This window comes from Lelliottia sp. GFLA7, from assembly GCF_056490165.1.
Genome location: NZ_JBWLAQ010000003.1, coordinates 17,658 through 31,035, shown reverse-complemented (window position 1 = coordinate 31,035; position 13,378 = coordinate 17,658). Strand labels below are relative to the sequence as shown.

Sequence of the window (13,378 nt, the reverse complement as noted above, 5' to 3'; positions counted from 1 at the left end):
CCTCTGTTTGATCAGTTCGTCAGATTAAGACGGTATTACCACCAGATTTCCATCTGAGCGCCGAATGACCACTCATCGTTGTCGCCACGGCTAAAGCTGTTCAGAGAAGTGTCACTGTAAGCAACGCCTGGGTTATAACCCGCTTTGGTGTTATTACCGCTTGGCGCATAGCCCCATTTTTCATCCCACTTGGCATAGGTCGCGAATACACGAATTGCCGGGCGAGACCAGATGCTGTCGCCAGCCTGCCATTGTTGTGCCAGGGTGATTTTGTATTGGTTGTTGGTATCGCCAGTCTCTTGAGACTTAACGTTGTCATAGCCAACTTCCAGCAAGGTACTCATGATTGGCGTCCATTTGAACATTGGACGCACGCCCACTGTCCACCACTTAGTACCATTATTGCTGTCCAGATTGATGTCCTGATACATACCGACATACATCAGGTCCCAGCTATCGCCTAAGGAGATCGCACCGTGGTCCAGAACACGCCACAGGTGGCCATTATTGTTCATCGCATAGTTGATATTATCGGAGGTGCCGATGCTTGAACCTTGCGACAGGCCTTTACCCTGAGAGGTCATAGAATCAGTCGCATATTGCAGGACAAACTTGTTGAAGCCTTTCAACATGCTTTGGGTGTGTTCTGCGGTGAACATCCAGCCATCTTTTGATGCACCGTCAACCAGATAATAGCCATCACGTTCATTGGCACGGCCATAATCGGCACCCAGTTCCAGCGTTCCGCCTGGGTTAATTTCCATCTGCGCTAAACGAACGTCGAAAACGTCATTCGCTGTGCGCGTGGTGTAGTCATAAATGCTGTTGCTGGCGAATGAAGAAGAACCGCCCGCTTCAGAAGAACGCGTCGCAGCCAGAGACAGTTTACCGAAGCCGACGTCGATGTTTTCCAGACCCGCACCAGGACCAGAAATATCCCAGTAGTAGAAGTCGATCATGTGAACGTCATGACGTTGATAGAAACGCTTACCGGCCCAAATGGTAGAACCTGGCAGCCAATCAATCAGGTTTTTACCCTGCACGTTTGCTTCACGGAATGCCGGGTCAGTCGCTTCCCAGTCATTCTGCTGTGCAACGGAATACGCTACGTTGGTATCGAAATAGAAGCTCTTATCACCTTCTTTCCAGACTTCCTGACCCAGTTTAATCTCGGCATACGTTTCACATTCGTTACCGAGACGATATTTACTTTGGGCACCCGTTGCCTGGAAGCATTGCTGCTCACCACCACTCCCGGTCCAGCCAATGCCAGAACGAGCATAACCTTTAAAGTCGACAGCACCGGCCTGGGCAGACAAGATGCCTGCCGCAATGGCGAGTGCCAGAGGAACTTTGCGCAGAGTAATCATTATTCTATCTCCTGAGATCATTGCTTTTCTTTGAACACTTCACCTGTCGGTTTCGTGCCTTTTATTGGGAGTGCTTAAACGCCGGGCTCTTTGTGCAACCGACGACATGCGGTGCCATCCTCACGGAACAGATGGCAACGCTCTGGCGGCAAGCCGATAGCGAATGTGGCACCCTCTTCTACCAACACCACGTCATTCTGGCGGTACACCAGGTTCTGACGGATGGCGGGGATCTGGATATGAATCTGTGTTTCATGACCAAGCTGTTCGACGACCTGAACTTCACCTTCCAGCGTCACATCAGCGATCTGACTCGGCAGTAAATGCTCAGGACGGATACCCAGGGACATATTCGCCCCGACCTGTACGCTGGCGCTGTCCACTGGCAGCCAAATCTGCTGACGGTTAGGCAGTTCCACCTGTACCTGTTCGATAGCTGTCGCAGTCACTTTTACCGGCAGGAAATTCATTTTTGGCGAGCCAATAAAGCCCGCAACAAAACGGTCGGCCGGGTAGTGATACAGCTCTAAAGGTTTGCCCACCTGCGCGACGCGGCCTGCGTCCAGCACCACAATTTTGTCGGCGAGCGTCATCGCTTCAACCTGATCGTGGGTGACGTAAATCATCGTGCGGCCAAGACGTTTATGCAGACGGGAAATTTCAATACGCATCTGAACGCGCAGCGCGGCGTCCAGGTTAGAAAGCGGTTCATCAAGCAAAAAGACGCGCGGTTCTGCTACCAACGTACGACCAATCGCCACGCGCTGACGCTGCCCACCGGACAGGGCTTTTGGTTTGCGTTCCAGCAAATGTGCCAGCTGCAGCACTTCGGCCACCTGATTCACGCGCTGGTTGATAACGTCTTTTTTGGCTCCGGCCAGCTTCAGACCGAAGGACATGTTTTCGGCAACGGAGAGATGGGGATAAAGTGCATAGGACTGGAACACCATACCCACGCCGCGTTCTGCAGGCGGGATGTCATTCATGCGCGTCTCACCAATAAACAGATCGCCGCTGGTGATGGTTTCAAGTCCGGCAATCATACGCAGCAGAGTTGATTTACCGCAGCCCGATGGACCGACAAACACCACGAACTCACCTTCGTGGATGTCCAGATCGATGTCTTTCGACACCACTACGTCGCCCCAGGCTTTCGTTACATTCCGCAGTTGTACGCTCGCCATGCCCTTCTCCCTTCGTTACAACCTGTCACCGACAGAAACATTCAAGATGGGCTGAATATGGGGCATCCATTACTGTTGTGAATCCTCCACCCCCTCGTTTTTTTGTGGGGGAGGAGGCGGGAGGATGAGGCCGGCGGTTCTGCCCCCGCATCAGGCGGGCTGCGGCTAATTTCGTGATACATGCGACAAAAATCTGCGTGTTTTTATGTGCGCCATGACTCATAACTTAAATCTATGCAACACAGATCACATAAAGAGGGGGTGGGGCGTAGGGCTAAGGAGGATGGAAAGAGGATGTCAAATAAGGAGACTGAGTCACGTTGAACCACCTCAGTGTATCCATGAGCACATCACCCAAAAGGATGGCAGATATGAAGATCAATACTGGCGCACGCGTTTTCGCCTTGTCCGCCCTGGCAGCAATGATGATTTCCGCACCGGCGCTCGCCAAAATTGAAGAAGGTAAACTGGTTATCTGGATTAACGGCGACAAAGGCTACAACGGCCTGGCCGAAGTGGGTAAAAAATTCGAAAAAGACACCGGCATTAAAGTCACCGTTGAACACCCGGACAAACTGGAAGAGAAATTCCCGCAAGTCGCAGCAACGGGCGATGGCCCGGACATTATCTTCTGGGCGCATGACCGTTTCGGCGGCTATGCACAATCGGGTCTGCTGGCGGAGGTCTCTCCAGATAAAGCGTTCCAGGACAAACTGTTCCCGTTTACCTGGGACGCAGTGCGTTATAACGGCAAGCTGATCGCTTATCCGGTCGCCGTTGAAGCACTCTCTCTGATTTACAATAAAGACCTCGTACCGAACCCGCCAAAAACCTGGGAAGAGATCCCGGCTCTGGATAAAGAGCTGAAGGCGAAAGGTAAGAGCGCGTTGATGTTTAACCTGCAAGAACCGTACTTCACCTGGCCGCTGATTGCGGCTGACGGCGGGTATGCGTTCAAGTTTGAAAACGGCAAATACGACGTGAAAGACGTGGGCGTGGACAGCGCTGGTGCGAAAGCCGGTCTGACCTTCCTGGTCGACCTTATTAAAAACAAACACATGAACGCGGATACCGATTACTCCATCGCAGAAGCGGCGTTCAATAAAGGCGAAACCGCGATGACCATCAACGGTCCGTGGGCCTGGTCTAACATCGATAAGAGCAAAATCAACTACGGCGTCGCACTGCTGCCTACCTTTAAAGGCAAGCCGTCTAAACCGTTCGTTGGCGTGCTGAGCGCAGGTATCAACGCCGCCAGCCCGAACAAAGAGCTGGCGAAAGAGTTCCTCGAAAACTACCTGCTGACCGACCAGGGTCTGGATGTGGTGAACAAGGACAAACCGCTGGGTGCTGTCGCACTGAAATCCTTCCAGGAGACTCTGGCGAAAGACCCACGCATTGCCGCCACCATGGATAACGCCCAGAAAGGCGAAATCATGCCAAACATCCCGCAAATGGCGGCGTTCTGGTATGCCACCCGTACTGCTGTGATCAACGCGGCAAGCGGTCGTCAGACGGTAGATGCTGCGCTGAAAGATGCACAGGGTCGTATTACGAAATAATGCTTTTATCCCCTCTCCCTTTTAGGGAGAGGGTTAGGGTGAGGCCGCCTGTATCCCCTCGCCCCGACCCTCTCCCCTAAGTGGAGAGGGAGAACAAAAAATGCTGTAGAGGAAGATCCCCATGGATGTCATTAAAAAGAAGCACTGGTGGCAAAGCGACACGCTGAAATGGTCAGTGATAGGTCTGCTCGGCTTACTGGTGGGCTACCTTGTTGTTTTAATGTATGTACAGGGGGAGTACCTGTTCGCCATCATGACGCTGATTTTAAGCTCAGTTGGCCTGTATATTTTTGCCAATCGCAAAGCCTACGCCTGGCGCTACGTGTATCCGGGTGTCGCCGGGATGGGGCTGTTTGTCCTGTTCCCCCTGATTTGTACTATCGCCATCGCCTTCACCAACTACAGCAGCACCAACCAGCTCGCTCAGGAACGCGCCCAGCAGGTGCTGATGGACCGTTCCTACCAGGCCGGAAAAACCTTTAACTTTGGTTTATATCCAGCGGGAGAGGAGTGGAAGCTGGCGCTGTCAGACGAGGAAAGTGGTAAACAATACGTCTCCGACGCTTTCAAACTTGGCGGCGAACAAAAGCTGACGCTTAAAGAAGCGGATGCCCTACCAGAAGGCGAACGCGCCAATCTGCGTATTATCACTCAGAATCGCCAGGCGCTGACGCAACTCACCGCCGTGCTGCCTGACGAAAGCAAAGTCATCATGAGCTCGCTGCGCCAGTTCTCAGGCACGCAGCCGCTGTACACGCGAGCGGATGACGGCTCGCTGACCAACAACCAGACCGGCGTGAAATATCGTCCAAATAACGATATCGGGTTCTATCAGTCCGTAAATGCCGATGGCAAATGGGGCGACGATAAACTCAGCCCAGGCTATACCGTCACCATCGGTTGGGACAACTTTACCCGCGTCTTTACCGACGAAGGCATCCAGAAACCGTTCATGGCCATTTTCGTCTGGACGGTGGTGTTCTCCGTCCTGACGGTGATCCTGACCGTGGCGGTCGGCATGGTGCTCGCGTGCGTGGTGCAGTGGGAGTCCCTGAAGGGCAAAGCCATTTACCGCGTGCTGCTGATTCTGCCCTACGCCGTCCCGTCGTTTATCTCGATTTTGATTTTCAAAGGCCTGTTCAACCAGAGCTTCGGTGAAATCAACATGATGCTGGGCGCGCTGTTTGGCATTAAGCCGGCGTGGTTTAGCGACCCAACAACGGCTCGCTCGATGATTATCATCGTCAACACCTGGCTCGGCTATCCGTACATGATGATCCTGTGCATGGGCCTGCTGAAAGCAATTCCGGACGACCTGTACGAAGCCTCCGCGATGGACGGCGCGGGCCCGTTCCAGAACTTCTTTAAGATTACGCTCCCGCTGCTGATCAAGCCGCTGACCCCGCTAATGATTGCCAGTTTTGCCTTTAACTTTAATAACTTCGTACTGATTCAGCTTCTGACCAACGGCAGCCCGGACCGACTCGGCACTACCACGCCCGCGGGCTATACCGACCTGTTGGTAAGCTATACCTACCGCATCGCCTTTGAAGGCGGCGGTGGGCAGGACTTCGGTCTGGCGGCGGCGATTGCCACTCTGATCTTCCTGTTGGTGGGCGCGCTGGCGATTGTGAATCTGAAAGCCACACGTATGAAATTTGATTAATCGGAATCACCAGGCGTCATTGACGCAACCAGTCCGGACGCTGCCAGCGTTCAGACTGGCAAGTGAAATAGCCTGGAGCGGTATTAAGGAGTAAGAATTATTATGGCTATGGTCCAACCCAAATCTCAAAAGCTGCGCCTCTTCGCGACGCACTTAGGCCTGCTGATTTTTATCGCAGCCATTATGTTCCCGCTGCTGATGGTTATCGCCATCTCGCTGCGCGAGGGCAACTTTGCTACCGGCAGCCTGATCCCGGAAAAAATCTCCTGGGAGCACTGGCGACTGGCGTTAGGTTTTAGCGTCGAGCACGCCGATGGCCGCGTGACGCCGCCGCCGTTCCCGGTTCTGCTGTGGCTGTGGAACTCAATCAAAGTGGCCGGTATTACCGCCGTGGGGATTGTGGCGCTCTCAACCACCTGTGCTTACGCGTTTGCCCGCATGCGCTTCCCGGGCAAAGCGACGCTGCTGAAAGGGATGTTGATCTTCCAGATGTTCCCGGCGGTGCTATCGCTGGTGGCGTTGTACGCGTTGTTTGACCGTCTTGGTCAATACGTACCGTTTATCGGTCTAAACACGCACGGCGGCGTGATCTTCGCCTATCTGGGCGGCATCGCGCTGCATGTATGGACGATTAAAGGTTATTTCGAAACCATCGACGGATCGCTGGAAGAAGCGGCTGCGCTGGATGGCGCCACGCCGTGGCAGGCCTTCCGCCTGGTATTGTTACCGCTGTCGGTGCCGATTCTGGCCGTGGTCTTTATTCTGTCGTTTATCGCGGCCATTACTGAAGTACCGGTCGCGTCCCTGCTGCTGCGTGATGTGAATAGCTACACGCTGGCAGTCGGTATGCAGCAATATCTCAACCCGCAAAACTACCTGTGGGGCGACTTTGCCGCAGCCGCTGTACTCTCCGCCATCCCGATTACCGTGGTGTTCCTGCTAGCTCAGCGCTGGCTGGTGAACGGCCTGACGGCAGGCGGTGTGAAAGGTTAAGCTTCATCATGTTATGCCACTGCAACCCTCAACTTTGACGTAATGTATTGACCCAAAACTCTAAATATTTCGGGGTGCTGGAAGGCGGCAAGCGAGTGAATCTCCAGGAGCTTACTCAAGTAAGTGACTGGGGTGAACGAACGCAGCCAACGCATCAGCAGCCTGAAATATGACGAGTTAACTTGTGACTGTTGTTTGGCGGCCCTCGGGCCGCCATTTTTTTATTCCCGCTTCAGCCGTTTGGAGTTGCACAGCCACAAAGTGATCACCAACAGCAGGATCGCCGCCGAGTAGATCAGTACGTCGAGCGGTGATTTATGATCGACGATGATCAGCCGCACAATCGCGGTGATCCCGATATAGACAAAGTAACGCAGCGGGAAGTGAAAGCCGGATTGAAAGTACTTCACAATCAGGGCGATAAATTCGAAGTAGAGAAAGTAGACCACCAGTCCTTCCACCAGCTCATATTTGCTGGTTTGCTCGGGGGCGAACAGCACATCAGCCAGATGTACCGTTTCTTTGCCCAGAAAGACGACCAGAATCAGGCCAAGGCTTAACAGACCCATATTCAACACGGTCTGGAGAATCGTTGAGATAAACTCAACGCGCGGACGCGTCAGGGATGTCATACAGCACCTCAATCTCAGGGGCGAAGTACCTGTATAACGCAAAATTGTGACGGAGATCTATATTTTTTGTTTATGTTTTATGCAAAGCAAAATAATACCCCTCACCCAGGCTCTCTCTCTAAAAGGGAGAGGGCGAAAACCAGCCCCCTTTGAGCAGAGGGTGAGGGGAAAGCATCAGCGGAAGTTCACGCTCCGATCGCTGGTCATGTCATACAGCTGGAACTTACGTCCAAGCTGCTGACCCCCGTCGCGCGTCAGCGGCGTCCAGCCAATTGCCGCACGGCTACGGGTTGGTCCGGATGAGAACAGATCCAGCGGAATCGACACATACACGCCTTTGGTGAAGTCCCCTTCGCCGTATTCTTCTGGCGAAACGTTGGTAATCGTGGCGTAACCGCCGACCACCACGCCGCTGTCGAAGCGTTTGGCGACTTCCAGCGTGCCGCCTTTATCGCCCGCCAGATACTGCCCGACGCTGGCTTTCACCAGCACGTCCTGCGCAAATGACGGGGTCCAGTAGGCAGTCAAATGCCCGGTTTTGACGCTGTAATCGGTGAACTTCATCATGTCTTGCGCGCTACGCCAGTCACGCTGTTTCACGTAGTTGGCATCAAGACCAAACGCCCAGTTGCTATCGACCGGGCGGTACAGGAGTTCTGCACCCGCGCCGCCGTACATGGTTTCCAGATAACCGCCATATACCTGGCCATAGAAACTGTTGCCGAGATACTGGAAATAGTTGGCCTGCATGTTGTTCACATACACATCGTTCTGCACATACTCACGCACGCGGGTACGCACACGCGGCAGTTTTGAGTCGCTTGGTGGATTGGTGTAGTTAAATTTGTCGTAGTTATTGGCGATATTGCCAAACAGGCTACCGGTGGTCAGGAGATGATCCGTCACCCACAGATCTGCCGTAGCCATTACGCCCAACTGATACATATAGAAATTTTCTGGCCCACCAACGGACTGGTTCAGTACCGGATCGACATGGAAATCAAAGCGAGATTTGTCGATATACCAGCCCTGCTCGGTGGTTTCTGGCACCACCGGTTCTACGCGTTTTTGCACCAGTTCGGTTTCATGCCCCAGCGGTTCGCCTTCGAGATGACGCTTCAGGCTGGCCACGTCCGTTTCGGTCGTCACCTGCGGCATATTGAGGCGATTTTCCGTCACGCGGATCGTGCGGATCCCATCCGGCAGATCGTTCATGATGATCCGATTGGCGCGCTCGATCCCTTCGCGGGAATCGCGGTATTTCACCTGCTCGCCCGTGACGTATAGCGTGTCACCTTTTGCCTGGATTTTAGGATCGGCAAGGCCCGCATTGTATTTCAGCAGCGTGAGCTGATTCGCCACCACCGAGTGCTGAATGATCGCGTCCTGCGGCTGCGGCTGATACGCAGGCCGTGCATTGTCGTTATAGGACGGCCGCATATCGTTAAAGTTGGTGCGCAGCGTAAAACCAAACATCACGGTGTTACCGCGCTCGTAGCTGAGGTTAACGTCGGCCCAATCGGTGACGCGGTAAATAGCGCCAACGTTAAACTTGCTCTTCTGCTCAATCTTGCCCGCAAAGTCTTCGGTATAGTTGTTGCCTTCGTATTCCAGCTTCAGGCGCAGCGGCTGCCATGGCGTTTGATATTCCACGCCACCGAACAGTGATGCCGGGCCGTGGAACATCTGGTCCCCGCTCACCGAACCGGCTTTCTTATAGCTGTTGTCGCGATAGCAATATTTGTCGCTGTAGGAGCAGAATGGGTTTTTCACGTTGCCGCTGGTGCCGAGATACCCCCAGCCCAAACCGAGTGAGAAATCGAACGGTCCCCAGGCTTTGCTGGCGACCAGATATTCCGCATCAAAAAGCCCTGTACCGCCGATATCGCGCGCGCCCGCGGACACCTGCGGCATCCAGTAGCTCTCCTCCCACAGACGCAGTTTGAGGTCGAACGCTTTGTCTTTGTAAGTCTGGTTACCGGAAAACGCATCAACGCTACTGTACTGTTTAGTGCGCACATCGGTATAACGCAGCGTCGTTTCCAGCCATGGGAAAAGCTGTACGGAAGCGGAGTAGTAGCGGTACTGGTCGTTATCGCGATAGTTAAGACTGATTTCGCCCTCACGCGCCATACGCGCGGTGGGCGTTTGCATGAGCCCGACGCCGCCGAAATCTGACTGTGATGGGCCAATGGGTGCCGGATACGTTTCGGCATGACAGGCGGCGCTTACGCACAGCGCCAGCATGCTATAGAGATAAGGTCTTTTCATTATTCCGGTATCCGCTGCGTCAGAGAGCGAAGCATGTCGGTGTTCAGCCCGTCATACGCCTTCGTCCAGAAGTGATCGGCAAAGCCGACAAAAATCACGCTGCCCGGCATGGGTTCGATGTGGCGCTTGTTCCAGTACGCAACAGGGACGTTTTGCCTGCGGCCATCGGGGTAAATCACCCACGCGTAGCTGTTTTCCGCACCACTCAGCAAGTGTTGTTCGTCCAGATAACTCGCCACGTCGCGCCCTGGCGTAAAGGGTTTTTGGCCTGGGCTGCTGAGCAATCCCGCCACGGTAACGGTTGAAGGCTTCGCCACAATCCACAGCGTGTAGTCGCCTTCCAGCGTCGGGTTGCCGTTTTCCGTTACGCGGACTTCATCGGGATCCAGAGTCACCCGCTGGCGTCCGGTTACGGTGATCGCCTGCAACTGCTGGCGCACCGCATTGATTGCTGCCGCCGTGTCGCCGTCTTCTTGCTCTGCCAGTCCGGTCAGGCGAGCCAGTAAGGCCTGGTGTTTTTGTTCTGCTATCGCCGTTGCCTGGCGTTCGCTGATGATGGAGCCGGGCCACCAGCTGTTTGCCAGCCGGGGCTGCCCAACGAGATCGATCAGATGTTCAGCATTGGATAAGGTTTTTGGCTCTTTGTTGTCCGGGGTATAGACCTTAACGGTGCCCGCAGACCACGCCAGCGGCGCGGCGAGCGTGACGATCAGCGCAACGCTTGTGATGATTTTCATGATTTCGCCGCCTTGATCAGGGTGGCTTTTACCGGGAAGAAATCCGCGCCAAGGTACTGCAGCGACTGACGAATCTGCCCTTCCTCATCCACCCAGAAGCGGTTATGCCACGTCGCCTGATCGGTTGTAACTTCTTCATCCAGCACGCGGACCTGGGTTTCATCGCTGCCCAGCGTTACGGTATCCGTGCCGTCCCAGCGGAAAACGGAACGCGCGGTGGCGTAGCGGACCTGCTTGTGCTCGGTCCAGCCCAGAGTGCGCGTCCAGCTTGCACCATCGACAATTTGATTGGGTTTGATGAGGGGGTCCGCCGCGAGATTATTCACCTCAAGCAGGTTGTCACCGCCCAGCAGGGTTTTCACGATACGCCCATGCTGCGTCACGATGGTGGCCTGATCTTGCGTCACCCATTTCTGCTGCCCGTTTTCATCGAAAGCGAGCACCACAAAAAGCTGCGGGCCATCGTTTAACTGCATGTACTGGCTGGCATACGGCATGTTCTGGATGTCATCGTCCGTAAGATGTACGCCAGGCGTGCCAAACACGCTGTCCCACAGTGAGTTGCCCAGCCCTTTTGTGGTGGCTGAGCAGGCCTGTAAAAGCAGGCAAATCAGAATGATTGCAGGTCGCTTCACGACTCTTCTCCGAAGGGGCGAAATAACCACACCGAAGTGTGGTTATGATTAAAACACCCGTGATTACTGAGTGCTGGTTGTCGTGGTGGTCGTGGTTCCGGTATTGGAGCCATCACCGCCACCGGTTGCCGCCAGAGCGACACCCACGGCCGAGCCTACGGTGCTTGTCGCCGTCGCGGTAGAACTTCCCGCTGAGGCAGACGTTGCTGCTGAGCCTGCTGCTTCCCCGACCTGAACCGGAGCTGCATAGACAGACGTTGCCGCAAGCGCAGTTATGGCAAAAATGCCATACAGTACTTTCTTCATAACAATTTCCCTTCAATGAATGAATGGAGATTTGCCCAAAAAGAAATTCAGGCGGATTCGAGTATACACAACTAAAGCAGGCGGATTGACGTACGGGGAAATAGCCAGGCGGTTTTAGGATAAATGGATGAAAGGAAATATAATCCGCAAATAAATATTAATAAACTCATTTACATTCAATAAGTTAAAATATAACAAACAACGTTCACACTCCGTATTTTCCTAAAATAACCCGCAGTAATTAACGGGGTAATCAGGCTTTTCGGATTAAACTCATAATAGAAATTTGCGTCAGGTAACGGACAACCGGAATTATCCGATAAAAAAATGCCGGCATTTCGCCGGCATGTATTACGGAATAAAGATTACGCGCGCCAGGATTTATAGCGATTAATCAGACCATTTGTTGAACTGTCATGGCTGTTAATATCTTTATCATCACCCAGCTCCGGCAGAATACGGTTTGCCAGCTGTTTGCCCAGCTCAACGCCCCACTGGTCAAAGGTGAAGATGTTCAGGATGGCACCCTGAGTAAAGATTTTGTGCTCATACAACGCAATCAACGCACCCAGGCTGAACGGCGTAATTTCACGCAGCAGGATGGAGTTGGTTGGGCGGTTGCCTTCGAAGACTTTGAATGGCACCACGTTTTCCAGCGTCGCCGGATCTTTACCCAAATCGCGGTATTCCTGCTCAACCACATCGCGCGCTTTACCAAACGCCAGTGCTTCGGTCTGTGCAAAGAAGTTAGACAGCAGCTTCTGGTGATGATCGGACAGCGCGTTGTGGGTTGTCGCTGGCGCGATGAAATCACACGGAACCATTTTGGTGCCCTGGTGAATCAGCTGATAGAACGCATGCTGACCATTGGTACCCGGCTCCCCCCAGATGATTGGGCCAGTCTGGTAATCCACCGCGTTGCCGTTACGGTCAACGTATTTGCCGTTGGATTCCATGTTGCCCTGCTGGAAGTACGCCGCAAAGCGGTGCATGTACTGGTCGTACGGCAGGATCGCTTCGGTCTCAGCACCAAAGAAGTTGTTGTACCAGATGCCGATCAGCGCCAGCAGAACCGGCAGGTTTTTCTCGGGCGCGGTGTTGGCGAAGTGTTTGTCCATCGCGTGTGCGCCGGAGAGCAGCTCAACGAAGTTGTCATAACCAACGGACAGAATGATCGACAGGCCAATCGCCGACCACAGAGAATAACGACCGCCAACCCAGTCCCAGAATTCAAACATATTGGCGGTGTCGATGCCGAACTCACCCACAGCTTTGCCATTGGTGGACAGCGCCGCGAAGTGTTTCGCCACGTGTTTGTTGTCACCCGCCGTTGCCAGGAACCAGTCGCGCGCGCTGTGGGCGTTGGTCATGGTCTCCTGGGTGGTGAAGGTTTTAGACGCCACCAGGAACAGCGTGGTTTCTGGATTCACTTTTTTCAGCACTTCGGCGATGTGGGTGCCATCGACGTTAGACACAAAGTGCATGTTCAGATGATTTTTGTACGGACGCAGCGCTTCGGTCACCATGAACGGGCCGAGGTCAGAGCCACCGATACCAATGTTGACCACATCAGTAATCGCTTTACCGGTGTAGCCTTTCCAGCTTCCGGAAATAATTTCTTCTGAGAAGGTTTTCATCTTCTCCAGCACCGCATTGACTTCTGGCATCACATCTTTGCCATCAACCATAATCGGCGTATTGCTACGGTTACGCAGCGCAACGTGCAGCACGGCACGGTCTTCGGTGCGGTTGATCTTCTCGCCGGAGAACATGGACTTGATGGCCCCAGCCAGATCGGTCTCTTTCGCCAGATCCTGCAATTTCGCCAGCGTCTCTTCCGTGATGCGGTTTTTGGAGAAATCTACCAGCATCTGATCGTCAAAGGTTGCGGAGAATTTGCTGAAACGGTCGCCGTCTTTCGCGAACAGATCCGCGAGGGAGACGTCTTTCATTTCGTCGAAGTGTTTTTGTAGTGCCTGCCAGGCAGAAGTCTGCGTTGGATTGATGTTTTTCATTAGCAAT

Annotated in this window: 11 protein-coding genes; 3 read left to right on the top strand and 8 right to left on the bottom strand. The window is 53.7% G+C overall.

Annotation, left to right across the window (positions count from 1 at the left end):
- Positions 1-35: 35 nt before the first annotated feature.
- Positions 36-1,373, bottom strand: coding sequence for a maltoporin (locus AC07RN_RS10425; RefSeq protein ID WP_150099598.1), 1,338 nt, complete (start codon positions 1,371-1,373; stop codon positions 36-38).
- Between the two features lie 71 nt (positions 1,374-1,444).
- Positions 1,445-2,554, bottom strand: a complete 1,110-nt coding sequence (malK, locus tag AC07RN_RS10420; protein WP_235134508.1) for a maltose/maltodextrin ABC transporter ATP-binding protein MalK — start codon at positions 2,552-2,554, stop codon at positions 1,445-1,447.
- A gap of 371 nt (positions 2,555-2,925) precedes the next feature.
- Here malK and malE point away from each other — a divergent pair, with 371 nt between their 5' ends.
- From malE to malG, 3 genes are all read left to right on the top strand, one after another.
- Complete coding sequence (gene malE / locus AC07RN_RS10415) at positions 2,926-4,116, top strand: maltose/maltodextrin ABC transporter substrate-binding protein MalE (RefSeq protein ID WP_478336309.1); 1,191 nt, start codon at positions 2,926-2,928, stop codon at positions 4,114-4,116.
- A gap of 121 nt (positions 4,117-4,237) precedes the next feature.
- Positions 4,238-5,782: a maltose ABC transporter permease MalF gene (gene malF, locus AC07RN_RS10410; protein ID WP_449554905.1), complete on the top strand. Its 1,545-nt coding sequence runs from the start codon at positions 4,238-4,240 to the stop codon at positions 5,780-5,782.
- A gap of 102 nt (positions 5,783-5,884) precedes the next feature.
- Positions 5,885-6,775, top strand: coding sequence for a maltose ABC transporter permease MalG (gene malG / locus AC07RN_RS10405; RefSeq protein WP_011915499.1), 891 nt, complete (start codon positions 5,885-5,887; stop codon positions 6,773-6,775).
- 221 nt (positions 6,776-6,996) lie between these two features.
- Here the strand turns inward: malG and psiE are convergent, their stop codons facing one another.
- From psiE to pgi, 6 genes are all read right to left on the bottom strand, one after another.
- On the bottom strand, positions 6,997-7,407 hold the full coding sequence (psiE, locus tag AC07RN_RS10400; RefSeq protein ID WP_011915498.1) for a phosphate-starvation-inducible protein PsiE: 411 nt from the start codon (positions 7,405-7,407) through the stop codon (positions 6,997-6,999).
- Between the two features lie 174 nt (positions 7,408-7,581).
- The gene (locus AC07RN_RS10395) at positions 7,582-9,678 is read right to left on the bottom strand and encodes a YjbH domain-containing protein (protein WP_478336308.1); all 2,097 of its coding nucleotides are present in this window, start codon (positions 9,676-9,678) and stop codon (positions 7,582-7,584) included.
- Positions 9,678-10,415 (bottom strand): capsule biosynthesis GfcC family protein, encoded by a 738-nt coding sequence (locus AC07RN_RS10390; RefSeq protein WP_478336307.1) that lies wholly within the window; start codon positions 10,413-10,415, stop codon positions 9,678-9,680. The genes AC07RN_RS10395 and AC07RN_RS10390 overlap by 1 nt, the downstream gene beginning before the upstream one ends.
- On the bottom strand, positions 10,412-11,050 hold the full coding sequence (locus AC07RN_RS10385) for a YjbF family lipoprotein (RefSeq protein WP_478336306.1): 639 nt from the start codon (positions 11,048-11,050) through the stop codon (positions 10,412-10,414). The genes AC07RN_RS10390 and AC07RN_RS10385 overlap by 4 nt, the downstream gene beginning before the upstream one ends.
- 63 nt (positions 11,051-11,113) lie before the next feature.
- Complete coding sequence (gene yjbE / locus AC07RN_RS10380; protein WP_011915494.1) at positions 11,114-11,356, bottom strand: exopolysaccharide production protein YjbE; 243 nt, start codon at positions 11,354-11,356, stop codon at positions 11,114-11,116.
- Positions 11,357-11,721: 365 nt separating this feature from the next.
- The gene (gene pgi / locus AC07RN_RS10375) at positions 11,722-13,371 is read right to left on the bottom strand and encodes a glucose-6-phosphate isomerase (RefSeq protein ID WP_011915493.1); all 1,650 of its coding nucleotides are present in this window, start codon (positions 13,369-13,371) and stop codon (positions 11,722-11,724) included.
- Positions 13,372-13,378: the final 7 nt, after the last annotated feature.